This is a genomic window from Nocardiopsis endophytica, assembly GCF_027706725.1.
GTDB lineage: Bacteria > Actinomycetota > Actinomycetes > Streptosporangiales > Streptosporangiaceae > Nocardiopsis_A > Nocardiopsis_A endophytica.
Map to the genome: position 1 here is coordinate 25,981 of NZ_JAQFWQ010000020.1, position 24,407 is coordinate 50,387.

General features: G+C 74.0%; 20 protein-coding genes. 10 read left to right on the plus strand and 10 right to left on the minus strand.

Annotated elements, in window-relative coordinates; genetic code table 11:
* Positions 1 to 380: 380 nt before the first annotated feature.
* Complete coding sequence (locus O4J56_RS09385) at positions 381 to 1,529, plus strand: acyltransferase family protein (protein ID WP_270685198.1); 1,149 nt, start codon at positions 381 to 383, stop codon at positions 1,527 to 1,529.
* A 100-nt stretch (positions 1,530 to 1,629) separates the two neighbouring features.
* Here O4J56_RS09385 and O4J56_RS09390 read toward each other — a convergent pair whose 3' ends face one another.
* A complete protein-coding gene (locus tag O4J56_RS09390) occupies positions 1,630 to 2,640 on the minus strand; it encodes a CDP-alcohol phosphatidyltransferase family protein (protein WP_270685200.1) in 1,011 nt (336 codons plus the stop codon).
* A gap of 241 nt (positions 2,641 to 2,881) precedes the next feature.
* Between O4J56_RS09390 and O4J56_RS09395 the strand changes: the two genes are divergently transcribed.
* Positions 2,882 to 4,321: a GuaB1 family IMP dehydrogenase-related protein gene (locus O4J56_RS09395; RefSeq protein WP_270685201.1), complete on the plus strand. Its 1,440-nt coding sequence runs from the start codon at positions 2,882 to 2,884 to the stop codon at positions 4,319 to 4,321.
* Positions 4,322 to 5,494: 1,173 nt separating this feature from the next.
* Here O4J56_RS09395 and O4J56_RS09400 read toward each other — a convergent pair.
* Complete coding sequence (locus O4J56_RS09400) at positions 5,495 to 5,980, minus strand: nitroreductase family deazaflavin-dependent oxidoreductase (RefSeq protein ID WP_270685202.1); 486 nt, start codon at positions 5,978 to 5,980, stop codon at positions 5,495 to 5,497.
* A 210-nt stretch (positions 5,981 to 6,190) separates the two neighbouring features.
* Between O4J56_RS09400 and O4J56_RS09405 the strand changes: the two genes are divergently transcribed.
* The 6 genes from O4J56_RS09405 (at position 6,191) to O4J56_RS09430 (ending at position 13,714) form a co-directional block, all read left to right on the plus strand.
* Positions 6,191 to 6,970 (plus strand): ABC transporter ATP-binding protein, encoded by a 780-nt coding sequence (locus O4J56_RS09405; protein WP_270685204.1) that lies wholly within the window; start codon positions 6,191 to 6,193, stop codon positions 6,968 to 6,970.
* Entirely contained in the window at positions 6,967 to 9,120 is a 2,154-nt protein-coding gene (locus tag O4J56_RS09410) for a YhgE/Pip domain-containing protein (protein WP_270685205.1), read from the plus strand. The genes O4J56_RS09405 and O4J56_RS09410 overlap by 4 nt, the downstream gene beginning before the upstream one ends.
* 104 nt (positions 9,121 to 9,224) lie before the next feature.
* Complete coding sequence (locus O4J56_RS09415; RefSeq protein WP_270685207.1) at positions 9,225 to 9,812, plus strand: TetR/AcrR family transcriptional regulator; 588 nt, start codon at positions 9,225 to 9,227, stop codon at positions 9,810 to 9,812.
* A 132-nt stretch (positions 9,813 to 9,944) separates the two neighbouring features.
* Positions 9,945 to 10,685, plus strand: coding sequence for an ABC transporter ATP-binding protein (locus O4J56_RS09420; protein ID WP_270685209.1), 741 nt, complete (start codon positions 9,945 to 9,947; stop codon positions 10,683 to 10,685).
* Entirely contained in the window at positions 10,686 to 13,004 is a 2,319-nt protein-coding gene (locus O4J56_RS09425) for a YhgE/Pip domain-containing protein (protein WP_270685210.1), read from the plus strand.
* A gap of 311 nt (positions 13,005 to 13,315) precedes the next feature.
* Complete coding sequence (locus O4J56_RS09430) at positions 13,316 to 13,714, plus strand: DUF3592 domain-containing protein (protein ID WP_270685212.1); 399 nt, start codon at positions 13,316 to 13,318, stop codon at positions 13,712 to 13,714.
* A gap of 25 nt (positions 13,715 to 13,739) precedes the next feature.
* Here the strand turns inward: O4J56_RS09430 and O4J56_RS09435 are convergent, their stop codons facing one another.
* Genes O4J56_RS09435 through O4J56_RS09460 form a run of 6 tightly spaced genes read right to left on the minus strand, consistent with a single transcriptional unit; the run spans position 13,740 to position 21,236 of the window.
* Positions 13,740 to 14,975: a cytochrome P450 gene (locus O4J56_RS09435; protein WP_270685214.1), complete on the minus strand. Its 1,236-nt coding sequence runs from the start codon at positions 14,973 to 14,975 to the stop codon at positions 13,740 to 13,742.
* Positions 14,972 to 16,570 (minus strand): acyl-CoA synthetase, encoded by a 1,599-nt coding sequence (locus O4J56_RS09440; protein ID WP_270685215.1) that lies wholly within the window; start codon positions 16,568 to 16,570, stop codon positions 14,972 to 14,974. The genes O4J56_RS09435 and O4J56_RS09440 overlap by 4 nt, the downstream gene beginning before the upstream one ends.
* Positions 16,570 to 17,727, minus strand: coding sequence for a thiolase domain-containing protein (locus tag O4J56_RS09445; RefSeq protein ID WP_270685217.1), 1,158 nt, complete (start codon positions 17,725 to 17,727; stop codon positions 16,570 to 16,572). The genes O4J56_RS09440 and O4J56_RS09445 overlap by 1 nt, the downstream gene beginning before the upstream one ends.
* On the minus strand, positions 17,724 to 18,734 hold the full coding sequence (locus O4J56_RS09450; RefSeq protein ID WP_270685219.1) for a lipid-transfer protein: 1,011 nt from the start codon (positions 18,732 to 18,734) through the stop codon (positions 17,724 to 17,726). Before O4J56_RS09450 ends, O4J56_RS09445 begins: the two co-directional genes overlap by 4 nt.
* On the minus strand, positions 18,731 to 19,684 hold the full coding sequence (locus O4J56_RS09455; protein WP_270685221.1) for a Zn-ribbon domain-containing OB-fold protein: 954 nt from the start codon (positions 19,682 to 19,684) through the stop codon (positions 18,731 to 18,733). Before O4J56_RS09455 ends, O4J56_RS09450 begins: the two co-directional genes overlap by 4 nt.
* The gene (locus O4J56_RS09460; RefSeq protein WP_270685222.1) at positions 19,674 to 21,236 is read right to left on the minus strand and encodes an acyl-CoA synthetase; all 1,563 of its coding nucleotides are present in this window, start codon (positions 21,234 to 21,236) and stop codon (positions 19,674 to 19,676) included. Before O4J56_RS09460 ends, O4J56_RS09455 begins: the two co-directional genes overlap by 11 nt.
* A gap of 169 nt (positions 21,237 to 21,405) precedes the next feature.
* On the opposite strand from O4J56_RS09460, the gene O4J56_RS09465 reads away from it, so the two are divergent.
* A complete protein-coding gene (locus tag O4J56_RS09465; RefSeq protein ID WP_270685224.1) occupies positions 21,406 to 22,236 on the plus strand; it encodes a crotonase/enoyl-CoA hydratase family protein in 831 nt (276 codons plus the stop codon).
* 61 nt (positions 22,237 to 22,297) lie between these two features.
* Positions 22,298 to 23,317 carry a hypothetical protein gene (locus O4J56_RS09470; protein ID WP_270685226.1) on the plus strand — a complete coding sequence of 340 codons (1,020 nt, stop codon included), beginning with the start codon at positions 22,298 to 22,300 and terminating at the stop codon, positions 23,315 to 23,317.
* Positions 23,318 to 23,357: 40 nt separating this feature from the next.
* On the opposite strand, the gene O4J56_RS09475 is transcribed toward O4J56_RS09470, so the two are convergent.
* Positions 23,358 to 23,777, minus strand: a complete 420-nt coding sequence (locus O4J56_RS09475) for a nuclear transport factor 2 family protein (protein ID WP_270685228.1) — start codon at positions 23,775 to 23,777, stop codon at positions 23,358 to 23,360.
* A gap of 141 nt (positions 23,778 to 23,918) precedes the next feature.
* Positions 23,919 to 24,347: a DUF4333 domain-containing protein gene (locus tag O4J56_RS09480; RefSeq protein ID WP_270685230.1), complete on the minus strand. Its 429-nt coding sequence runs from the start codon at positions 24,345 to 24,347 to the stop codon at positions 23,919 to 23,921.
* Positions 24,348 to 24,407 lie beyond the last annotated feature (60 nt).

The window sequence follows — 24,407 nt, forward strand, 5'->3', positions numbered from 1 at the left end:
AACTCAAACGCGGGGTGGGTCCCGCGGTCCGCCGCGCGGGGGCGCGGACCGCCGCGGGGTTCATGTGAGATCACCCAGGTTCGGGTGCACCGGGGACGGTCGAGTGTTATCGTCACGTTATCGGCCGCCGGGAACCGGCCCCCTCGATGGGCCCTTGCGGGCGACTGCGACCTGGAATTACTCTCCCCCGCACACGGCCGCACACCCCCGGGTATGGCCGTGTCCGTCCCACGGCAGGTAAGGTGCCTGCTCAGAGTTCTCCCAGGATTCTCAGCTTCACCGCCCGCGGCGTCCGGCCGCGCCGTGGAGCCCCGGCCGCACCCCGCGCGGGCGGCCGTTCCCATGACTCCCACGCCCCGAGAAGGTGACCCGGAGACCCCGTGGCCTCGACGACCCGACTCCCCGACGAGACCCCTGCCGCCTCTGCCGCACCCGCCGCACCGGCCGCCGCAGGCGGCACGGACGCCGCGGCGCCGCGGCGCCCCGCACCGGCCAAGCGCGACGCCCTGCTGGACAACGCCAAGTTCCTGCTGATCGTGCTGGTCGTGGTGGGGCACGCGATCGAGCCGGCGACGGACACGCGCATCGGCGAAACCGTCTACTTCTGGGTCTACCTGTTCCACATGCCCGCGTTCGTGCTGATCAGCGGGTACCTGTCGAAGTCCCAGGACGGCTCGGGGCGGCGCATCGACAAGCTGCTGACCACCGTCGCCGCGCCCTACCTCATCTTCTGGGGCGTGTACGCGCTGCAGTCGCTGTCGGTCGACCGCAAGCTGCCCGACGGCCCGCTGGAGCCGCTCTGGCTGACCTGGTTCCTGGCGGCGCTGTTCGTGTGGCGGCTGACGGTCCCGCTGTGGAAGCGCATCCGCTACCCGATGGCGGTGGCGGTCGCCGTCTCGCTGGCCGGGGGCCTGGTGGCGACCGGCGACATCCTGGGGATGTCGCGCATCGTCAGCCTGCTTCCGTTCTTCGTGGCCGGGCTGCTGATGGAGCAGCGCCACCTGGACCTGCTCAAGTCGGGCTGGGTGCGGGCCTGGTCGGTGGGGGTCGTGGTGGTCACCGCCGCCATGAGCTACCTGTACCTGGAGCAGCTCAGCCGCGAGTGGGTGTACTGGCGGGAGAGCCTGGCCGACCGGGACATGGAGCTGCTGCCGGTGGGCATCCCGGGCCGGATCGTGTTCATGGTGCTGGCGTTCTCGCTGACCATCGCGGTGCTGTCGCTGACCCCGCGGGCCAAGACGTGGTTCACCCGCTACGGCGCGCTGACCATGTACGCGTTCCTGCTGCACGGGCTGGTCATCCGCATCGCCGAAGGGTTCGGCTACTTCGACTGGGCCGGTGAGGCGCTGGGCGGCCACGGATCGTTCGTCGTCACCGGGCTGCTGGGGCTGGGGCTGACGTTCGTGCTGATGTCGGGGTGGGTGCGCAAGGCCACCGGCTGGCTGGTCGAACCGAAGCTGGACTGGATCCTGCGGCGGGACCGGGAGGAACGGCCGACACCGACGCTGCCGCTCCCCGGGGGACGCTGAGCACGACCCGGGCGACCCGCGCGACCCGGACGGTCCATGAGTAGAAGAGGGGCGGGGCCGAACGGCCCCGCCCCTTCATCGTGCGCGCGTCATGCCCGCGTCATGCCCGCCTGTGCTGCAGCCGGGCCAGCTCCCGGGTGAAGTCGCGGGTGGCCATCCACAGCTTGTAGACGATGGCGAGCTCGAAGGCCAGGAGCGCCGCGCAGGACAGCACGGTCACCGCGACGATGAGCGTGGTGCCCGGCCACACCGCCGACAGGACGGCGGTCAGCGGCGCGACCACGCACACGAACATCTCGAACTCGATGCCGCTGAACAGGTGCGGCCGCACCCGGCTGCGCAGCAGCGACCGCCGCAGCCGCTCGTACCACCCCATCCGCTCGCTGAACCCGGCGTGCACGTCGACCACGCGGGCGCCCTCGGCGCGGGCCCGGGCGTAGACCTGCTCGCGGTCGAGGGAGGGGTCCTCGCGCAGCGCCTCCTCCATGAAGACGACGCGCTCGCCGCCCTCCTCGCCGCCGTCCTCGGGCTCGGCGGCGGCACCGCCGGAGGGATCGGTGCTCTCCGGGTCGGCGACGTCCGCGTCGACCTCGCGCCCGGCCGCGGCCTCGCGCAGCTTCTCCCGCATGCTCTGGCGGGTCTTGGCGACCTGGGCGCCGTTCAGGTAGCGCAGCAGGTCCACGAACACGGCGACCGGCGCCAGCAGCAGGTAGACGGCCTGGCCGGTGACCGCCCACTGGCCGACGAGCAGCGCCATCATGCAGCCGAAGAAGCGGATACGGTCGAAGACGAAGTCGACCCAGGCCCCGAAGACCGACCCGGTCCCCTTGAGCCGCGCGATCTTGCCGTCCATGCAGTCCAGGACGAAGCTCAGATGGAACAGCACCGCGCCGAGCACCAGCCACGGCCAGGAGCCCATGGCGAAGGCCGCCGCCGACCCCGCGCCCAGCACCCCCGCGCCGAAGGTGATCTGGTTGGGGGTGATGTCCGTGCGGTTGGCCGTCCACACCACCAGGCGGGAGGCGAGCGGGTCCACCAGGAAGACGGTCCACCAGGCGTCGCGGCTCTTATAGGTCCGCTCGCGGACGTCGGCGAGGGTAAAGGTCGTCATCTCTTCTCCTGCGGGCCTCCCCCGGCGCCGCGTGTCGGCTCCGGCGGCGGTCCGTCCGCGGCGGAGGATTCCCCTGCGGGAGGGCGCCTGCGGGAGGGGAGGTCGGTTCGGGCCGGAAGATCATCCCAGACGCGGTGTCGGGTCTTCCAATCGGCGCGGTCATAATTGACAAGTAAGACGGGATTCGGCCGGGCACTGACCCGACCGGTCGGCCCCGGACAGCATCGACCGAGGTAGTGGCGTGCGCTTTCTGAACGACCAGGTACCCCAGCATGACCTGACCTACAGCGACGTGTTCATGGTCCCCCGGCGGTCCGCCGTGGGCTCGCGGCTGGGCGTGGACCTGTCGACCGGTGACGGGACGGGGACGACGATCCCCATCGTAGTCGCGAACATGACCGCGGTCGCCGGGCGGCGGATGGCCGAGACGGTGGCCCGCCGCGGCGGTGTCACGGTGATCCCGCAGGACATCCCGATCGACGTGGTGACCGACGTGATCACCTGGACCAAGCGGCGCAACCTGGTCCACGACACCCCGATCACCCTGGGGCCGTCCGACACCATCGGCGACGCGCTCAACCTGCTGCCCAAGCGGGCGCACAACGCCGTGATCGTCATCGACGGCGACCGCCGCCCGCTGGGCGTGGTCACCGACGCCGACTGCGTGGGCCAGGACCGCTTCACCCAGCTGCACGAGGTGATGTCGGGGGACGTGCTCACGATCCGGGAGGGCACCGAGCCCAAGGAGGCCTTCCAGACGCTGCACGACTTCCGGCACCGGCTGGCGCCGGTGGTGGACGCCGAGGGCGCGCTGGTGGGCGTGCTCACCCGCACCGGCGCGCTGCGCGCCACCCTGTACGAGCCGGCCGTGGACCACGACGGCGACCTGCGCATCGCCGCGGCCGTGGGGATCAACGGCGACGTGGCCGGGCGCGCGGCCGAACTGCTCGAGGCCGGGGTGGACACCCTGGTCATCGACACCGCCCACGGCCACCAGGAGAAGATGCTCGCGGCGCTGCGCAAGGTGCGCGGGCTGGACCCGTCGGTGCCGGTGGTGGCCGGGAACGTGGTCACCGCCGAGGGCACCCGGGACCTGGTCGAGGCCGGGGCCGACATCGTGAAGGTCGGCGTGGGGCCGGGCGCCATGTGCACCACGCGGATGATGACCGCGGTGGGGCGGCCGCAGTTCTCCGCCGTGCTGGAGTGCGCGCAGGCCGCCCGCGAGCTGGGCGCCCACGTGTGGGCGGACGGCGGGGTGCGCCACCCGCGCGACGTGGCGCTGGCCCTGGCGGCGGGCGCCTCGAACGTGATGATCGGCTCCTGGTTCGCCGGGACCTACGAGTCCCCGGGCGACGTGCTGCGCGACGCCCAGGGGCGGATGTACAAGGAGAGCTTCGGCATGGCCTCGGCCCGGGCGGTGCGGCTGCGCACCGCCGAGGACTCGGCCTTCGACCGGGCCCGCAAGGCGCTGTTCGAGGAGGGCATCTCCACGGGCCGGATGTACCTGGACCCGGAGCGCCCCAGCGTCGAGGACCTGATCGACGAGATCGTGGCGGGCGTGCGCAGCTCGATGACCTACGCGGGGGCGTCGAACCTGGAGGAGTTCGCCGAGCGCGCGACGGTGGGCGTGCAGAGCACCGCCGGTTTCACCGAGGGCAAGCCGGTCCCGACGAGCTGGTAGCAGGCGGGGGCCCCGACGGCGCACGGCGCCGCCGGGGCCTCGTCGTCTCCGGGCGACAGGGGGGCGGGCGGCCCATGCGGCAGCGCTGTCGTCTGTCCGGCGTGTGAGTGGTCGGCGTTGATGGCGGCGACGGCGAGAGGGGGCGGTTCCCCGGCCCTGCCTGCCGGGCGGCAGGCCCCTCGCAGTCCAGGTGGGCGGGCGGCTGAGCAGGTACCCCGCTCCCGGGCCCCGGCCGGGCGGCGGACCGCCGGGGCGTAAGCGGGATGGCGGCGACGAGAAGAAGTCGGCGGCCCATCCGGCAGCGCTGTCGTCTGTCCGGCGTGTGAGTGGTCGGCGTTGATGGCAGCGACGGAGTGAGCCGGGCGGTTCCCCGCCCCCGCCTGCCGGGCGGCAGGCCCCTCTCGGTCCGGGTAGGCGGCGCGGCAGGGATGGGCGGGTGGTCGTTCGCGTTCGTGGCGGCCGCCGGGACCGTGCGAGAAGACCGGGGCGGCCCGCCGGGCGCGTTCGGGGCATCACTCGTCGCCCGGGCCGCAGACAAGGCCGCATGAGGACTCTCAAGGCCAGAACATTCCGGGCATATCGGGCAAAACACGAGACCCTTGGCGATCCTGCGTCGTGAAATCGACGCTTTTATGCAGATCAGGTGTCGTTTTCACCACCCAAGTTGCCCCCAGAGCACCCGAGGCACCCGGAAGGCGGGGTCCGAGCGAGCCCATACCGGGCATACCGGGCGCAGCTAGGGCCTGTGGCGATGATCTCGACGGAAGTGCTGTCATTCCCGCGGTTTTGGCAGCACTTTTGTCGAGATCATCGCCGGGCAGGGGGAACCGGGGTGCGGCCGCCACGAGCGCGGGCGACCGCACACTTCCACCACTGCACCACCGGACCGCGAGGAACCTGCCGGACGGCAAGCAGGGCCCGGGAACCGCCCCACTGTCGCCGTCGCTGCCCATCACGGTGACCATGCGCACGCCGGACGGTCGACAGCGCTGCCGGAAGGGCCACCCTCCTTCGTCGTCGCCGCCCAGTGACCTCACACTCCGGTGGCCTTTCGTCCGGCCGGGCCCTGAAGCGGGGTACCAGTCAGCCGCCCGGCCACCCGGACCGCGAGGAACCTGCCGGTCGGCAAGCAGGAACCGGGAACCGCCCCGCTCGCCCCGAGGCCCCGTCGCCCTACCTTCCGGTGTGCTCCAGGAGGACCACCGGGATCTCGCGGTCGGTCCAGGACTGGTAGTCCGCGTACTCCGGGTAGAGGTCGACCAGTCGGGGCCACAGCTCGGCGCGTTCCTCCGGGGTGGCGGTGCGGGCGCGGCGCACGGTCATCTCGGCGCCCGTCTGCAACACCACCCGGGGCTCGTCGAGGATGTTCCTGTACCACATGGGGTTGCGCGCCGTGCCGCCCTGGGAGGCCACGACCGCCACGGTCCCCTCCTCCAGCTCCAGATAGAGCAGCGGCGCGGTCCGCAGCCGTCCGCTCTTGCGCCCGCGGGTGGTCAGCAAGCACACGGGGATCCCCTTCGGGAACCCCCGGTGCGCCCGGAACCGGCCGCCCACGCGCCCGTCGGTGGCGCGGTAGAGGGCCGCGTTCAGCCGGGACACCGCCTTGAGGGCGCGAAGCGTCGAGGGCGCGTCCAGGCCGGGGGGCCTCGTGGAGTCCATGGATCCTCCGATCGGGTCGGGGCCGAGGCTACGCCGCCTCCCCTGTGCACGGTCAAGATGTCCGCGATGGCCCGATTCGGCCGCTTTCTCGGGAACTCCGGCCCTGTGCGCCGTGACGCATTCCACCATCCGAGGCACCCTCCCGGCCCAGCGACCGGAGTATTTTTGAACTGACCAGTCAGTGCAAAAACACGCACGGGAGGCACCGGCATGCGCACGGCGACGGGGGCGCGGGTCCAGGCCCAGGGCCTGGGGCTGCGGACCGGCCAGGGGACCGTATACGCGGGGGTGGACCTGGACGCCGCCCCCGGTTCGCTCACCGTGGTGCGGGCCGACTCCGGCGGCGGGCGCACCTCGCTGCTGCTCACCCTGGCCGGCCGGATGCGCCCCACCTCCGGGAGCCTCGCCGTGGACGGCCACAAGCTGCCCCGCAACGCCCGCAAGGTGCGCGGCATGGCCGCCCTGGCCCTCTGCGAGGGCGTCAACGACCTGGACGAGCGCCTGCGCGTCGCCGAGCACCTGCGCGAGCGGCTGCTCATGCGCTTCCGCCCCGCCCCCCGCTCGATCACCGGCCCCGCCCTGGCCGCCGCCGGGCTCGACGGCCTCGACACCCAGCGCCTGGTCGGCGACCTGAGCATGGCCGAGACGCGCCGCCTGGGCGTGGCGCTCGCCCTGCTGGACGAGCCCCGCCTGGTGCTGGTGGACAACGCCGACACCGGTCTGGGCCCCGAACAGCGGCGCGCCTTCTTCAAGCGGCTGCGCACCGTCGCCGACACCGGGCCCACCATCGTCGCCGCCTGTGCCGACGCCGAGGCCGCCCGCGGCCTGGCCGACGTGGTCGAGATCGGCGAGGCGGGCCCACCGCCGGAGGGGCGCCACCACGCCGGGCGCCTGCCGGTCGTCGACCCCCGTGCCGACGGCGAGGACGACGCCCCCGCAGACGCCTCCCCCGCCGCCTCCCCGAACCGTTCCGCGAAGGAGACCGCGTGAAGCTCCGGAAGCCCCGGGCCCTCCCCTCGCTCCGCCTGGGCGGCCTGTCCGTCCGCTCGTTCTTCCGGGCGCGCCTGACGACCGCCGCCATCGTCGCGCTCAGCATCGTCCCGCTGCTCTACTCCGGCCTGTACCTGGCCTCCTTCTGGGACCCCTTCGACCGGATGAGCAACCTTCCGGTCGCCCTGGTCAACGAGGACCGGCCGGTCGAGGTCGGCGGCGAGGAGCTGAGCGCCGGCGACGAGATCACCGACGAACTGCTCGAGGGCGGCGACCTCAACTGGAAGGTCGTCGACGCCGACGAGGCCGCCGCGGGCGTCTCCCAGGGCCGCTACTACGTCTCGCTCACCATCCCCGAGGACTTCAGCGAGCGCCTGGCCTCCCCCGACGAGGACGGCGCCGAGCCGGTCCCCGCCATGCTCCAGGCCGACTTCAACGACGCCAACGGCTTCACCGTCCGCCAGCTGCTCACCTCCGCCTTCAAGGAGGTGCGGGCGGCCGCCGCGAGCACCGCCGTGGCGGACTACCTGGACAAGATGTTCCTCGGCTTCAACGAGATCCACTCCAAGACCGAGGAGGCCGCCGACGGCGCCGGGAAGATCGCCGACGGCAACGCCGACGCCAAGGACGGCTCCGAACAGCTCAGCAACGGGCTCGACGACGCCAAGGACGGCTCCTCCCAGCTCTCCTCGGGCACCGGGGAGCTGAGCACCGGCATCGACCAGCTCTACGACGGCTCCAAGACGCTCGCCGACGGCCTGGGCACCGCCTCCCAGCAGGTCTCCGACGCCGCCGACCAGCTCAATCCCAAGGCCGACGAGGCCATCCCCTACCTGCGCGACCACGAGGAGGACATCCAGACCGCCGCCGAGGACGCGCAGACGGCCGCCAACGCCCTCTCCGAGGCCCTGGACGGGCTCCCCGACCAGCCCACGCAGGTGCAGCAGGACGCCGCCGACGCACGCGCCTTCTCCGATCGGGTCGCCGCCCGCCTGGAGGAGGACCCGGACCTGCAGACCACCGACCCGGCCATGTACGAACTGCTCAACGACGCGCAGACGTATGCGGACACCGGGGCGGACTACGCCGGCTTCGTCGCCGACAACTGGGACCGCATCCACACCGTCAAGGCCAAGGCCGACGAGGTCGCCGGCATCGCCGGGACGGTCGCCGACACCGTCCCCGGCCTGGCCGACAAGGCCGAGGACGCCCAGGACAAGATCAACGACCTGGACGAGGGCCTGCAGCAGCTCGCCGACGGCAGCCGCGACCTGCGCGACGGCCTGGAGGAGGCCTCCGGCGGCGCGGGCGACCTGGACGAGGGCGCCAACGCGCTGGACGACGGCATCGGCAAACTCGACGACGGCGCCGACGAGCTCGATGAGGGCCTGGGCCAGCTCAAGTCCGGCTCCGGCGAGCTGGCCGCCGGTCTCGACGAGGGCGCCGACGCCATCCCCACCTTCGACTCCGAGGACCGCGAGGGCCGCGGCGACATGATGAGCGAGCCGGTCCGGCTCAGCTCCGACATCGCCAACGAGGCCCCCCAGTACGGCACCGGCTTCGCCCCCTTCTTCATCCCGCTGTCGCTGTGGGTGGGCGCCATGATGATCTACATGGTGCTGCCGCCCATGTCCGGGCGGGCGCTGGCCTCGGCCGCCCCGTCCTGGCGGATCGCCCTGGCCGGGTGGGTCCCGGCGGCGGCGATCGGCGCCGCCCAGGTGGGCATCAGCCTGGCCGCGCTGCACCTGTACCCGGGGCTGGAGGCCGAGCGCTGGCCGGCCACCGTCGGCCTGCTGCTGCTGACCACGGCCGCCTACACCGCGGTCGTGCAGTGGGCCAACGCCCGCTTCGGCTCGGCCGGGCGCATCCTGGCGCTGGTGCTGCTGATGCTCCAGCTCACCTCGGCCGGGGGTACCTACCCGGTGGAGACCAGCCCGGGCTTCTTCCAGGCGATCTCCCCCTACCTGCCGATGAGCTGGGTGGTCTCCGCGCTGCGGGTGCTGATCAGCGGCGGCGACACCACGGTGGTGGTGCAGGCGTGCGGGGTGCTGGCCGCCTACACCGTGGTCTTCGGGCTGCTGACCTGGCTGGCAGTGGCCCGCAAGCGGATGTGGACGATGAGCGCCCTGCACCCGGCGCTCAAGCTCTGAGGCGTCCTCTGACACGTCGGGCGGGGGCGCCGCGACCGGCGCCTCCGCCCGGGGAAGGCGGGATAATGGCGGTCGCACCCATCCCCCGTACGCAGGAGCGACCCGTGAGCGCGCGACGCGAGGCCACCCGGCAGCGCCTCTTCCAGGCGACCCTGGAGGAGGTCTCCGCCCACGGCCTGGACGGTGTGACCGTGGACCGGATCGCCGAGCGCGCCGGCCTGGCCAAGGGCACCGTCTACTACAACTTCGGCGGCAAGAACGAGCTGTTCTCCGCCTTCCTGGAATGGGGCGTGGACCGGTTCGCCGCCATGCTCCGGGAGGGCGCGGCGGGTCCGCCGCGCGAGGCGCTGTCCGGGCTCATCCGGGCCGAGCTGCAGTTCATCGCCGAGTACGAGGACCTGGCCCGGCTGCTGCTGTCGGAGTCCTGGCGCACCAACCAGGCCTGGGAGGCCACCGCGCTGCGCATCCGGCGCCAGGCGATCGACGTGTTCACCGAGCTCCTGGACGCGGTGCGGGCCGAGGGCGGCATGCGCCCGGGCCTGGACACCGGGGTGGCCGGGTCGGCGCTGTTCGGCATGGCGCTGACCGCGGCCCTGGAGTGGCGCACGCTCGCCCCGGACCGGCCGCTGGAGGAGGTGCACGCGGTCCTGATGCGGCTGGTCGACGACATCCTGCGCGCCGAGCGCGCCTGACCCCGCCCGAGCGCGCGCTTCGTCCGGATATCGCCCGGACATCGCCAAGTCCGAGCGTGGCGCGTTGCCCCCTGCCCGCCCCCGTGCCCAGGCTCGTGCCCAGGGCGGACGTAGGCGAACCGAGGGGGGCGGATGCGCCGTGCGACGGGGGTCCGGGTGGTGGCCGAGGACGTGGAGCTGCGCACCGGGGAGGGAACGGTCTTCTCCGGGGTGGGCCTGGAGGCCGCCCCGGGTTCCCTGACCGCCGTCGCGGGCGACTCGGGCAGCGGGCGCACCGCGCTGCTGCTCGCCCTGGCCGGGCGAATGCGCCCCACCGGCGGGCGCCTCGCCGTGGACGGGCACCCACTGCCCCGCCGCGCCCGGAAGGTGCGCGACATCGCCGCCCTGGGGCTGTCCCAGGGCGTCAACGACCTCGACGAGCGGCTGCGCGTCGCCGAGCACCTCACCGAGCGGATGCTCCTGCGCTTCCGCCCCGCCCCCAAGTCGGCGGTGGCCCCCGCCCTCGAAGAGGCGGGGCTCGGCGACCTGGACACGCACACGCTCGCCAAGGACCTCACCGGCCTGGAGCGCCTCCGCCTGGGGGTGGCGCTGGCCCTGTTGGAGGAGCCGCGCCTGCTGCTGGTCGACGACGCCGACGACGGCCTGACCGACGAGCACCGCCGGGAGTTCTGGGGGACCCTGCGCGCGCTGGCCGACACCGGGCTGACCGTCGTCGCCGCCTGCGGCGACCCCGCCGGGGCGGACGAGGACACCGCCGTGGTGCGCCTGCGCCGCCCGCCGCGCCCCGAGCGCACAGGCCCGAAGAGGCGCACCGGCCCCGCACGCAAGCGCGCGCTCCACCTGTCGGAGCTGTTCGCGCGCAAGGGGGCCTAGATGCGCTTCCTGCCCACCCTGCGCCTGGGATGGCTGTCGACCCGCTCCTTCCTGCGCCACCCGCTGACCATCGCCGCGCTGTGCGCCCTGACGGTCATCCCGCTGCTGTACACGGGCATGTACCTGTGGGCGTTCTGGGACCCCTTCGGCAAGCTGAGCAACCTGCCGGTCGCGCTGGTCAACGAGGACGAACCCGCCACCGCCGACGGGGAGACCGTCACCGCCGGGGACGACCTCACCGACGAACTGGTCGAGCGCGGCGACCTGGCCTGGCGGGTCACCGACGCCCGCGACGCCGCCGCCGGGGTCGCCGACGGCCGCTACTACGCCTCCGTCACCATCCCCGAGGACTTCAGCGCCGACCTGGTCTCCCCCGCCGACACCGGGAACGACCCCACGCGCGCGCGGCTGGAGGTCCACTACAACGACGCCACCAACTACATCGCCTCCGAGCTGCTGGCCATGGGGCTCACCGAGATCGAGAAGGCGGTCGACGAGTCCGCGGTCTCCCGGTACCTGGACGCGATGTTCGTCGGATTCAACGAGATCCACTCCAAGACCGAGGAGGCCGCCGACGGCGCCGGGCAGCTGGCCGACGGCGCCTCGGACGCCAAGGACGGCTCCGGGCGGCTCTACGACGGGCTGGGCGACGCCGAGGACGGCGCCGGGGAGGTCGCGGGCGGCGCCTCGGACGCCGAGGAGGGGGCGGGCGAGCTGGCCGACGGCGCGGCCACCGCGAAGGACGGCGCGGACGACCTGGCCGACGGCGCCTCCACCGCCGAGAACGGCGCGGCCGACCTGGAGTCGGGTCTGGGCGAGCTGCACTCCGGCGCGGCCGACCTGGCCGACGGCGCCGCCTCCGCCTCGGACCGGGTGAACGACAAGGCTGACGAGATCGACGCGCTCGCCGACGAGTGGATCCCCCTCCTCAAGGAGCACTCCCCCGAGATCGAGAAGGACGCGGGGGACGTGGCCGACGCCGCCGACGCGCTCGCGACCGCCCTGGACGAGCTGCCCGAGATCTGCCACGAGGAGACCGCGCGTCTCAAGGCGTTCAAGGAGGACCTCGACGACCCGGCGAAGTACCCGGACATCCCCCCGGAGGTGCGGGACGCCCTCAAGCAGGGGATCGACCTCGCCCTTGAGGCCGACCGGTACGTGGAGGACCACCGCGACCGCATCGACGGGATCGCCGACGACGCGCGCGCGGTGCGGGACCTGGCGCAGGAGCTGAAGGACGAGGCGCCCCACCTGGCGGACGACGCCGAGGACGCCCGGGAGCAGGTCGACGAGCTCGCCTCGGGGCTGGAGGAGCTGGCCTCCGGGTCACGCGAGCTGCGCGACGGCCTGTCCGGCGCCGAGGACGGCGCGGCCGACCTGCACGACGGGCTCGGCGACCTGGAGAACGGGGCCGGCGACCTCGCCGACGGCCTGGGCGGGCTCCGGGAGGGCGCCGACGAGCTGGACTCGGGCCTGGGCGACCTGGCCTCCGGGGCCGGTTCGCTCGACGAGGGCATCACCGAGCTGCGCATCGGCGCCGGGGACCTGGACGACGGTCTCGGCGACCTCGAGGACGGCTCGGGCGAGCTGGCGGGCGGGCTCCGGGACGGGGCCGAGGAGATCCCCGTGTTCGACGAGGACTCCCGGAGCGCCCGCGACGCGATGATGAGCGCGCCGACCCGGCTGGCCTCGGCCACCTCCAACCCCGTGCCCGACTACGGGACCGGCTTCGCCCCGTTCTTCCTGGGCCTGTCGCTGTGGGTGGGCGCCATGGTCGTGTACATGGTGCTGCCGACCGCCCCGGGCCGGGCGCTGGCCTCCACCGCACCGTCCTGGCGGGTGGCGGTGGCCGGCTGGATCCCCGGGCTGGCCCTGGGGGCGGCGCAGGCGGTGGTGATGGTCGCCGCCCTGCACCTGCTGCTGGGGCTGGACGCGGTGCACTGGCCGGGGCTCATCGCCTTCCTGGTGCTGGTGGCCGCCGCCTACACCTCGATCGTGCACTGGGTGGACGCACAGTTCGGCGCGCCCGGCAAGGTCATCGTGCTCGTGATGCTGATCGTGCAGATCGTCTCGGCCGGGGGCACCTACCCGCTGCAGACCAGCCCGGGGCTCCTCCAGGCCGTCGCGCCGTACATGCCGATGTACCAGGCGGTGACCGCCAGCCGCCACCTGATCAGCGGCGGCGACCCGCAGGCGGTGCTGCACGCCTGCCTGGTGCTGGGCGCCTATACGGCGGCCGGGCTGCTGCTGGGCTGGGCGGCGGTGGCCGGGAAGCGGACGTGGACCATGTCCCGGCTGCACCCGGCGCTGGAGCTGTGACGGTGAGGGGCCGGGTCCCACCACGGACTCCGGCCCCGCCGTACGGGCCCGAACGCGCCCGGCCGGGCCCCGCGCGGCCTCCGGCGCGGCCCCGTATTCCCCGCCATCGGCCGTGTCCGACGCTACCGACGGGCGGTGCGGCGCCGCATCGGCCCGGGAGCGTATCCGCGCCTACGACGAAAGGCGGGGCCCACCTCGTCCCGGAGGAGGGCGGATCGGGGCGCGTGTCACGGGGCGGACGGCTATCGGAGGCCCGCCGCGTGCTCTAGCCTGAGCCCTGGTGCCGACCGACCCAGTGGAGTAGAGCCGCCGTGGCCGAGATATACCCCCTCCTGCCGATCGCCGCCGGCATGGCCGTCCTCTACGCCTACTTCCGCCACGCGCTGTGGACGGCCCTGCTGATGCGCAACGGGCTGCGGGCCGAGGGCGAGATCGTCGGCTACGCCGAGTCCAACACGACCGCCCGGATGATCGTGCGGTTCACCACGCACCTGGGCGAGGAGGTCCACGCCCAGCACGAGAGCACGGGGTGGACCGCCTCGAAGCACGGCGAGACGGTGACCGTCACCTACCACCCGAACCGCCCCGAGGTGGCGCGGATCGTGGAGGCGCCCTGGCTGAGCAACTGGGTGCACATCATGTTCGCCGTGGTGGGCGCGGTCCTCATCCTGGTCGGGATGTACCTGGGCTACCTGCACTGGGTGGTGTGAGGCCCCGGTCCGCCCACCGTCCCGCTCACCGGTAGCGCACCGGCAGGTGCTTGACGCCGTTGATCCACGACGAGCGGAACCGCTCGGGCGGCCCCTGCGCGCGCAGGCCGGGCATCCGGTCGGCGATGGCGTTGAAGATCAGGTCGATCTCCAGCCGGGCCAGGTTGGCGCCCAGGCAGTAGTGCGCCCCGGTGCCGCCGAAGCCCAGGTGCGGGTTGGGGTCGCGGCCGATGTCGAAGCGGAACGGGTCGGTGAACACCTCCTCGTCGAAGTTGGCCGAGCTGTAGTAGAGCCCCACGCGCCGCCCCTTCTCCACGGCCACGCCGCCGATCTCGGTGTCCTCGGTGGCGGTGCGCTGGAAGGCGATCACGGGGGTGGCCCACCGCACCACCTCGTCGGCGGCGGTGGAGGGCCGCTCCCTCCGGAACCGCTCCCACTGCCCGGGGTGGTCCAGGAAGGCGAGCATGCCGTGGGTGATGGCGTTGCGGGTGGTCTCGTTCCCGGCCACCGCCAGCAGGATGACGAAGAAGCCGAACTCGTCGTCGGTCAGCCCGCGCCCGTCCACGTCGGCGTTGACCAGCGCCGAGACGATGTCCTTGCGGGGCGCCTCGCGCCGCTCGGCGGCCAGCGCCATGGCGTATTCGAGGATCTGCGCCGAGGCCACCGCCGGGTCGACGGTGTACTCGGGCTCCTCGTAGCCGAGCATCTCGTTGGACCAGGCGAACAGCCGCCCCCGGTCCTCCTGGGGCACGCCGATGAGGTCGGCGATCGCCTGCAGGGGGAGTTCCATGGCGACGTCGGTGACGAAGTCGCCGCCGCCCTTGTCGGCCGCGCGCGCGGCGATGCGGTCGGCGCGCTCGGCGAGGGCGTCGGACATGCGCTCGATCGCGCGCGGGGTGAAGCCGCGCTGCACGATCTTGCGGAGCTTGGTGTGGTCGGGCGGGTCGATGTTGATGAGCAGGTGCTTGCGCTGCACGTCCATGGCGTCGGCGTCGATGCCCTCGAAGTAGCGGATCAGCGCGGTGTTGGCGTGCGTGGAGAACAGCCGGGAGTCGATCGAGGCGGCGCGCACGTCGGCGTGGCGGGTGAGGATCCACAGCCCGCCGTCGTCGAAGCCGAGGCCGGGGGGCTGGGGGTTCCAGTAGACCGGGCGGGTGCGGCGCAGTTCGGCGAACTCGGCGTGCGGCACGCCGGCGGCGATCAGGTCGGGGTCGGTGAAGTCGAAGCCGTCGGGGACGGGGCGCGGGCTCGGTGCGGTCATGGGGGTGCGTCCTTCCTCGGCTGGGAGGGGGCGGGACCGCGGCCTTCGGAGGCCGCCGCGCGCGCCCAGCGGTAGTCGGCCTTGCCGCTGGGCGAGCGCTGCACCCGCGGGACGATCCGGTACAGGCGCGGCGCCTTGTACCCGGCCAGGCGGGCGCGGACGTGGGCGTCGAGGCGGTCGGGGGCGGGGGGCGGCGCCCCGTCGGGGGCGGCGACGACGGCGGCCACGCGTTCACCGAAGCGGGTGTCGGGCACGCCCACGACGACCGCGTCGCCGACGCCGGGGGCGCCCTTGAGGACCGCCTCGACCTCCTCGGGGTAGACCTTCTCCCCGCCGGTGTTGATGCAGACCGACCCGCGGCCGTGGAGCACCACGGTGCCGTCGGCCTCGACCGTGGCCATGTCGCCGGTGAGGGTGTGGCGGACGCCGCCGACATCGACGAACACGGCTGCCGTCTTCTCGGGGTCGTTGAAGTAGCCCAGCGGGACGCGCCCGGCCCGCGCCACCGTGCCCACCTCCCCCGAGCCCGGCGCCACGGGGCGCAGGTCGGCGCCGAGCACGGTGATGCGGTCGTCCTCGAACCGGTAGCGCAGCCCGGTCTCGGGGACGGACCCCGCAACGCCCCAGGCGACCAGGCCGGTCTCGGTGGAGCCGTAGTTGTCCATCACCATGCGGCCGGGCAGGGCGCGCTCCAGGCGCTCGCGCACCGACCCGGACAGGATCGCCCCCGTGGAGCTGACCACCAGCAGCGAGGACAGGTCGTACCCGCCGCGCTCGATCTCCTCGGCCAGGGGCGCGGCCATGGCGTCGCCGACGATGTTCATGGTCAGCACCCGTTCGCGCTCGACCGCGCGCAGCACCTCGGCGGCGTCGAAGGAGGGGACGAGCACGAGGGTGCCGCCGGCCCAGAAGGTGATGAACGCGGCGAGCTGGGCGGCGCCGTGCATGAGCGGCGCAGCGGGCAGCATGACCACGCCCTCGGTGGCGGCGGCCCGCTCCACCGCCTGCCCGGGGGTGGCGGCGGGCTCCCCGCCGGGGTTGCCGCCCCCGTGCCCGGCGAAGAACAGGTCCTCCTGGCGCCACATGACGCCCTTGGGCATGCCGGTGGTGCCGCCGGTGTAGATGATGTAAAGGTCATCGCCGGAGCGGGCGGGGAACGGCGGCCCGTCCGGGGCGGCGGCCAGCGCCTCCTCGTACCCGTCGGGCACCCGGACGGTGCAGCGCAGCGAGGGGGCCGCGGGGGACGCCTCGGCGACCCGCCCGTCGAAGGCGGCGTCGTGCACCAGGGCGGCGGGGTCGGCGTCGGCGAGCAGGGAGCGCAGTTCCCCGGCGACGTAGCGGTAGTTGACGTTGACCGGGACCGCGCGGATCTTCAGCGCCGCCAGCAGCGCCTCGACGTAGTGTGGCCCGTTGTACAGGTACTGGGCGACGCGGTCGCCGGGGCGCACCCCTGCGGCGGCCAGGCCCCGGGCCAGGCGTCCCGCCCGCGCGTCCAGCTCGGCGTAGGTGCGGCGCTCGTCTCCGCAGGCCAGCGCGGTGCGGTCGGGGACGCGGGCGGCGACGCCCTCGAAGAGGTCGGCCAGGTTGAACTCCATCAGGGGCGCTCCGATCCGACGATCCACATCGCGAAGAACTGGGACCCGGCGCCGTAGGCGTGGCCGAGGGCGGTGCGGGCGCCCTCCACCTGGTGGCCGCCGGCGCGCCCGCGCACCTGCTGGGCGGCCTCGGCGAAGCGGATCATGCCGGAGGCGCCGACGGGGTTGGTGGACAGCACGCCGCCGGAGGGGTTCCAGGGGGTGTCGCCGTCCAGCGCGGTGGCGCCCCCGTCGGTCAGCCGCCACCCCTGCCCCGGCCCGGCGAAGCCCAGGTTCTCCAGCCACATGGGCTCGTACCAGCTGAACGGGACGTACACCTCGGCGGCGTCGATGCCGCGGCGGGGGTCGTCCACCCCGGCCTGGGCGTAGACGTCGGCGGCGCAGTCCCGCCCGGCCCGGGGGTCGACCGCGTCGCGCCCGGCGAAGGCGATGGGCTCGCTGCGCACGGCGGCGCCGCGGATCCAGGCGGGTGGGCCGGGGGCGGCGCGGGCCGCCTCCTCGGAGGCGAGCACGATGGCGCAGGCCCCGTCGGAGGAGGGGCAGGTCTCCAGGTACCGCAGCGGCTCCCAGAGCATGGAGCTGGCGGCGACCGCCTCCGGGGTGATGCCGGGCATGCGCAGGTGGGCGTAGGGGTTGAGCAGGGCGTTGCGGCGGTCCTTGGCGGCGACCTCCCAGCCCACGTGCTCGGGCGCCTTCGACCGCTCGATGTAGGCGCGGATGAAGGGCGCGAAGTAGCCCCCGGCGCCGACGACGAGGGAGGCGGAGAAGGGCTGGCCGACGGTGAGCGCCCAGGTGGCGTTGGACTCGGACTGCTTCTCCCAGGCCAGGGCGAGGACCCGGCCGAAGGCGCCGGAGCGCACGTGCTGGGCGGCGGCGATGGCGGTGGAGCCGCCGACCGAGCCGGCGGTGTGCACGCGCAGCAGGGGTTTGCCGCGGGCGCCCAGGGCGTCGGCGAGGAACAGGTCGGGCATGGCCACGCCCTCGAACAGGTCGGGGGCCTTGCCCAGCACGACGGCGTCGATGTCGGCGAACCCCAGCCCGGCGTCCTCCAGGGCGCGCAGGGCGGCCTCGCGCACCAGGCCGGGGATGGACACGTCGGTGCGCCTGCTGCGGTGGTGGGTCTGGCCGACGCCGATCACCGCGGCCGCTCGGCTCATCGGGGGCCTCCTTCCGGTGCGGCCTCCAGGACCGCGACGAGGTTGTGCTGCAGGCAGGGGCCCTGGGCGGCGTGGGCGGCGGCCCGGTCGGCGGTGCCGTCGGCGACGCGGCGCGCGGCCTCGCCGATGCGGACCAGGCCGGTGGCCATGACGGGGTCGGCCGCCATGGGGCCGCCGGAGGGGTTGACCTCGGTGTTCGGGCCCAGGCCGAGGGCGGCGCGCAGCAGGGCCTCCTCGTGGGGGTGGCGGGCGTGGAGTTCGGCGACGTGCACGGGTCCCTTGTCGACGCCCGCGGCGGCGGCCGCCTGCGCGGCGGAGGCGCACCGGGACAGGTCGCGCGCGGCGGGGCTGTGCACGTCGATGCGGTGTTCGAGGCCGGTGATCCAGGCGGGGCGGACGCCGCGCGCGCGGGCGATGCGGGAGGCGGCGGGCTCGGTGGCCAGGAGGACCGCGGCCGCGCCGTCCGCCGGTGGGGCGCCGCCGACGGCACCGGCCGCGTCCTCGGCGCAGACACCGGCGTCGATGGCCGCGCGCGCTTGGAGGGCGGCGAGGTCGTCGGCGTCGACGCCCAGCGGGGCCAGGTAATAGGGGTCGAGGGTGCGCGCGAGGATGTCGGGGAGCGAGCCCTGGGTGGGTTTGCCGAAGCCGTAGGCGAGGGCGATGCCGCCGCTGCCGGTACTGCCGCTGTCTCCCTGTTCGGCGCTGAGGAGGTGCAGCCACGCCTCGTAGAGGGCCCAGGCGGCGTCCATCTCCACGTGGCTCTCGCTGATGGGCGGCCATGCGCCGAGGGAGTCGAGGGCGCCGACGAAGGAGAAGGGCGCCCCGGCGAGGTAGTCGAAGCTGCCCGAGCAGGTGAAGCCGACGTCGGCGCGGTCGATCCCGGCCTGGTCGAGGACGGCGGTCACGGCGCAGTGGACCAGGGCGGGTTCGGCGGCGGGGGTGCCGCCCGGGTGCACCTCGGCGGCGTAGGCGACGACGGCGACGCGGGCCGGGGCCGCGGCGCTCACGGCGCCTCCCCCGTCCCCGCTTCGGCTCCTTCATCCGGGACGAACCAGCGGATGCTCGGCCGGGTGCGGCTGCGCTCCTCGGGCGGGAGCCATTCGGCCCGCAGGCGCATCCCCGGGCGGACCCGCTCCGGGTCGACGCCGCTGACCAGGGCCAGCAGGTCCACGTCGGCGCCGTCGAGGCGGACGTATCCGGTGACGAAGGGGACCTGCGGGGCGCGGGGGTCGGGCACGTGGTTGACCGAGAAGGTGGTGAGCGTCCCGGTGGGCGGCAGCTCCACGTCCCCGGTGACGGGGGTGCCGTCGGCGGGGTCGAGGTCGCGCGGGGGCACGTACACCGCCCCGCTGCGGGCGCGGGAGCCGATGATGCGGCCCTCGGTCTGGGCCTCCAGGTACCGGGTGAGGGCGGCGTCGGCGCGGATGGTGTAGTCGAGGCGGCCGGTGTCGCGGATCGCGGTCACCTCGGGGCGCAGGCAGGCGATGTCGGTGATGGATCCGGTGCGCTCGCCGGCGGGGCGCAGGCGGGGGCGGACGCGCAGCCCGGCGCGCAGGCCGCGGGGCGGGTCGGCCCCGGCGTCCGGACCCATGTCGAGCGCGTGGAGCAGGGCGGTGTCGGCGCCGTCGAAGAGCACGGTCGCCCAGGCGAAGGGGCGGTCGAAGGGGTGGGCGGGGCGCGGGTCGGGCACCCAGCACCAGGCCTGGACGGTCCCGGCGGGGCCGACCTCGGGGAAGTCGTCGGTGACCGGGGAGCCGTCGCGGGGGTCGTACTCGGTGGGCGGGAACAGCACCCGCCCGGACGCGGCGCGGACCCCGACCAGGCGGCCGTCGCGCAGCTCGGTGAGGAACCGGCCGATGACCGGCCCGGTGCTACGGGTGTAGCCGCCGGGGAAGGCGACGGTGTGCGCTCCGACGAGGGGGGCGAGGGGGTCGGCCCCAGGGGGCTCAGTCGGCATTCTTCTCACGGCCCTCCCAGTAGGGGTCCCGGAGGCGGCGCTTGGGCAGCTTCCCGTTGGGCTCGCGGGGCATCTGGGCGATGAAGTCGATGGTGCGGGGGTGCTTCATGCGGGCCAGGCGGCCCTGCAGGTGGGCGCGGATGCGCTCGGCCAGCTCCGGCCCGGGCTCGGACCCGGCGGCGGGCTCGACGACCGCCTTGACCTGCTCGCCCCAGTCGTCGTCGGGGACGCCGAAGACGGCGGCGTCCATGACCTCGGGGTGGGTGAGCAGCTCCTTCTCGATCTCGGCGGGGTAGATGTTGGCGCCGCCGGAGATGATCACCTCGGAGGTGCGGTCGCTGAGGTAGAGGTGGCCGTCCTCGTCCAGGCGGCCGATGTCGCCGAGGGTGAAGAAGCCGTCGAGGCGGGCCTCGTCGGTCTTGCGGCGGTCGCCCTTGTACTCGAAGTCGGGGCCGAGCATGCGCATGTAGACGGTGCCGGTCTCCCCCGGCGGGAGGGTGCGGCCGTCGTCGCCGACGATGCGCAGCTCGGTGATGGGCCAGGGGCGGCCCACCGAGCCGGGGTGGCCGTGCCGGTCCTCGGGGCGCTGCACGGTGCCGCCGCCCTCGGTGGCGGCGTAGTACTCGTAGACGCACTCGCCCCACCAGGCGAACATCGCCGCGCGCACCTCCTCGGGGCAGGGGGCGGCGCCGTGGACGAGCCAGCGCATCGAGGAGACGTCGTAGCGGGAGCGCACCTCCTCGGGCAGGTGGAGCAGGCGCTTGAAGTGGGTGGGGACCATGTGCGTGCCGGTGATGCGGTGGCGCTCGACCAGGCGGAGGAACTCCTCGGCGTCCCACCCGTCCATGTAGACGACGGTGTGCCCCATGTGCAGGGCGGTGGTGCTGAACTGGGTGACGGCGGTGTGGTAGGTCGGCGCGGTGACCAGGTGGGCGTTGCCGGGGCCGGGTTCGATGCCGAAGAACCCGAACAGGGCGGTGCCCAGCTCGGCCGCGTCGTCGGGGTCCAGGCCGCTGAGCGCGCGGCGCACGCCCTTGGGGCGGCCGGTGGTGCCCGAGGTGTAGTGCATGGTCTGCCCGGCGGTGCGGTCCTCGGGCATGCGGTCGGGGTGGCCGCCGGTGAAGGTATCGAAGGGGACGAAGCCGGGGACGTCGCCGAAGCCGATGCGGGCCTCCTTGGGGAGGCGGGCGGCGTCGGCGGCGTGCACGCCCTGTTCGGCGAAGCGCTCGTGGACGAAGAGGGCCTTGGCGCCGCTGTCGGCGGTGATGTAGCCGACCTCGGGGCCGGTGAGGTGCCAGTTCACGGGGGTGAAGTAGAGGCCGGCCTGGAGCGCGGCCAGGTAGAGGGTGAGGCCGTCCGACCCGTTGGGGGTCAGGCCGCAGACGCCGTCGCCGGCGCGCAGTCCCAGCGCGCGCAGGGCGTGGACGAGGCGGTTCGCGCGGGCCAGGAGGGCTCCGGCGGTGTGCTCGGTCCCGTCGGGGTCGACGCAGGCGAGGCGGTCGGGGTGGGCGCGGGCGGTCCTCCAGAAGCCGAGGGGTGCGGTGTCCGACATGGAGACCTCCGTCACACGGACGCTGACTCCCCGAAAAGTAGAGCACGTTCTCCTTTTTGTGGCTAGACCGTGTCCAGCAGCGTTTTTCCGATCTAGAATCAGTTCTCACCTGGGCCCCTGGAGCGGCGTCGGCGCGGGCCCGGACACCACCCGCCGACCGGGAGGCCCCATGACCGAACACCCGACGGAAGCGCCCCTCCTCCCCCTGTCCACCCCCCACTGCGCGGTGCGCCGGCAGGGGCCCATCGTCACCGTGGAGATGGACCGCCCGGAGGCGCGCAACGCGCTGTCGACGGACATGCTCGTGGGGATGGCGGACGCCTTTGCCTACATCGCGGCCGAGCCGGAGGTGCGGGTCGGGGTGCTCACGGGCGCGGGCGGGGTGTTCTGCGCCGGGGCGGACCTCAAGGGGATGGGGCGCCCGTCGGACGACCCGCGGGTGCGGGCGCGTGCGGCCGAGATCGAGGACTTCCACTGGAAGGGGCTGCTGCGGCAGGACCGCCCGCCCAAGCCGCTGGTGTCGGCGGTCGAGGGCCCGGCGGTGGCGGGCGGCACCGAGCTGGTGGTCGGCACGGACGTGCGCATCGCCGGGGAGGGGGCGGTGCTGGGCCTGTACGAGGCCAGGCGCGGCCTGTTCCCGATGGGGGGCTGCGCGATCCGGGTCCCGAGGCAGATCCCGTACGCGCACGCGATGGAGATGCTGCTGACCGGCCGGTCGTACACGGCCCGGGAAGCGGCGGACATCGGGCTGGTGACGCGGGTCGTCCCGGACGGGGGTGCGCTGGAGGAGGCCATGCGGGTGGCGCACCGGATCGCCGCGTGCGGCCCGCTGGCCGTGCAGGCGGTCCTGCGCGTCCACCGCGAGACCGAGGGCATGCCGGAGGAGGAGGCGCTCAAGGTCAGCGACGCGGTCGGCTGGGAGGTGATGGCGTCCCAGGACGCCAAGGAGGGCGCCCGCGCGTTCGCCGAGAAGCGCGCGCCGACGTTCACGGGAGAGTAGGGCCGCGGACCGCATCCGGCCGCGATGGAACGCCCCGGTGCGGCGGCGGGTCCGATCCACCATGCCCGACTCCCACGGCGCCCCCGCTCAGGGCCCCGTCAAAGAGGCCGCCGTCACGGCGTTCCTCTACACGCCGGCCGCGGCCGTGGCCACGGTCCTCGGCACGGCGGGGGTCTTCGTCCTCACGCCCTCCTACGACCCCACGATCGACTCGCTCGCGATGAGGGCCGTGGTCCCCGCGATCGCCGTGGCGCTGGCGGCGGGGGCCCACCTCCAGAGGCGCCGTGTGGAGCACCCCTACGCCGTCGGCGGACTCGTCGGCCTGGTGTCGGCGTGCGCCGCCCCCTTCGGGATCGAGTACGTCCTGGATCCGCCGGTCCCCCTCTGGGCACCGGCCGTCGTCCTGGCGCCGGCCCTGGCGGTGTTCGTCGCGATGGTCCTCGGAGCGGGGGTCCGCGACATGGACCACCGCCGATACGCCGCCTGGGCGGCGGCCGTCGCGATGGTCTTCGTGGCGCGCGGCGGGATGCACCACGTCGAGGCACAGGACGAGCAGGAGGAGGCGGCGGCCGGGCTGGCCGGGTACCCGAGCGTCGCGGTCCTTGAGGCACGGGGCTGGCGGTTCACCCACGCCTATGGAAAGAACGGCTTCACCGAACTCGTCTACCGCGACTGGTTCGGCCGGACGGTGCTGCTGGGCACCACGCCCCCCGACCCCGATCCGGAGGCGTCGGGCATCACGGCGGACGGGCTCCTCTCCTGCGGCCCGGGGGAACGGGCGACCACGGTGCGGGTGGAGGAGTGCGTGCTACGGGAGGGCGTCATCATCACCAGGATGAGGGCCGCCCACCTGGACAGCGAGGAGGCCGACCACCGCCTCCAGTGGCCGCGCGGGTGGAGGGAGGCCCGCGTGGAGTTCCCAGGCGGCCGCGCGGCCCGCCTGAGGACGGACTCCTGGGGCGTGGACCTGGTCGACCTGTCGCGCTCCATCGGGGAACGCGGGATCGACGGCCCCGGGGAACTGATCGGTGAGGCGTCGTGCCTGCTGAACTGCCAGAACTGGAGGGACTACAGCGGCTGAACACCGGCGATGTGTCCGGTGCCGGAGGAGGGGCGTCCGCCTATCCCTGCAGGTCGATGATCTCCGCGGGGTTCCAGTAGTCGCGCCATTCGGCGATCCGGCCGTCGACGACGCGCAGCACCCACAGGTAGCGGACGGTGAACCGGCGGCCGGTGGGAAGGGCCGTGCCCTCGGCGTCGTATTCGGCGACGACCACCTGCGGGTCCGCCGCGGGATTCACCGCGACCGGGTGGAACGCGTGGAACTCCAGGGGGACATGGGCCAGCGTCGAGGAGAAGTACTCCCGGATCCGTTCGCGCCCCTCGATGCGGCGGGGAGCACCGGGAGGGGCGAAGGGGAGTTCGTGCACCGCGTCCTCGGTGTAGAGGTCGGCGAGTGCGTCGAGGTCCTTGTCACGCAGGAGCGGCAGCATGCGCTCCAGGACGTCCAGGGGGCCGCCGCCGGGCGCGGGGTCGGTCATGTCGGCTCCTCGAAGAGGGGGCGCCGGTTCCGGCACCGATGATGGACCACCACTGAGGCGAGCGCCATCCCCCGCCGGCTCCGCCGCGCGGCGGAGCCGACGGGGCCGGGTCGCGCTGTTCACCCGGCCCCGGTTCGGGCGTCAGCCCATGGGCGTCTCGTCGACGACCACGTCGAAGTCGACGTTCGTGCCCTCGACCGCGGTCGCGGTGACGGTCACGCCCAAGGTCTGGCCGTCCGCGGTGAGCTCGCAGCGGATGGAGGCCCCGACCTCGGCAGGAAGGTCCTCGGGGCAGGTCAGGGAGTCGGGCGTCTGGCCGACGGTCTCCGCCAGGGTGTCGGAGGCCTGCCGGGCGACCTCGTCCGCGGGGACGGCACCCGCGTCGCCGCCGCCCGCCTCGGGGGACTCGGCGCCGCCGCCGTCACCGCCGCTCTCCTGCTCGGCGTCCGGGCTCCCGACCGGCTCCATGTCCCCGACGCTGGCGTTGAACGAGCAGCCCGCGGACAGGAGCACCGCCAGTGCTCCCAACCCGCCCGCCGCCGCCACGCGCCTGCCTACGGTTCCTGCCATGGCCGTTCTCCTGCTCTCTTTCGTTGATGGGGTATACCGTCTGCGACGTACAGAGGCGGC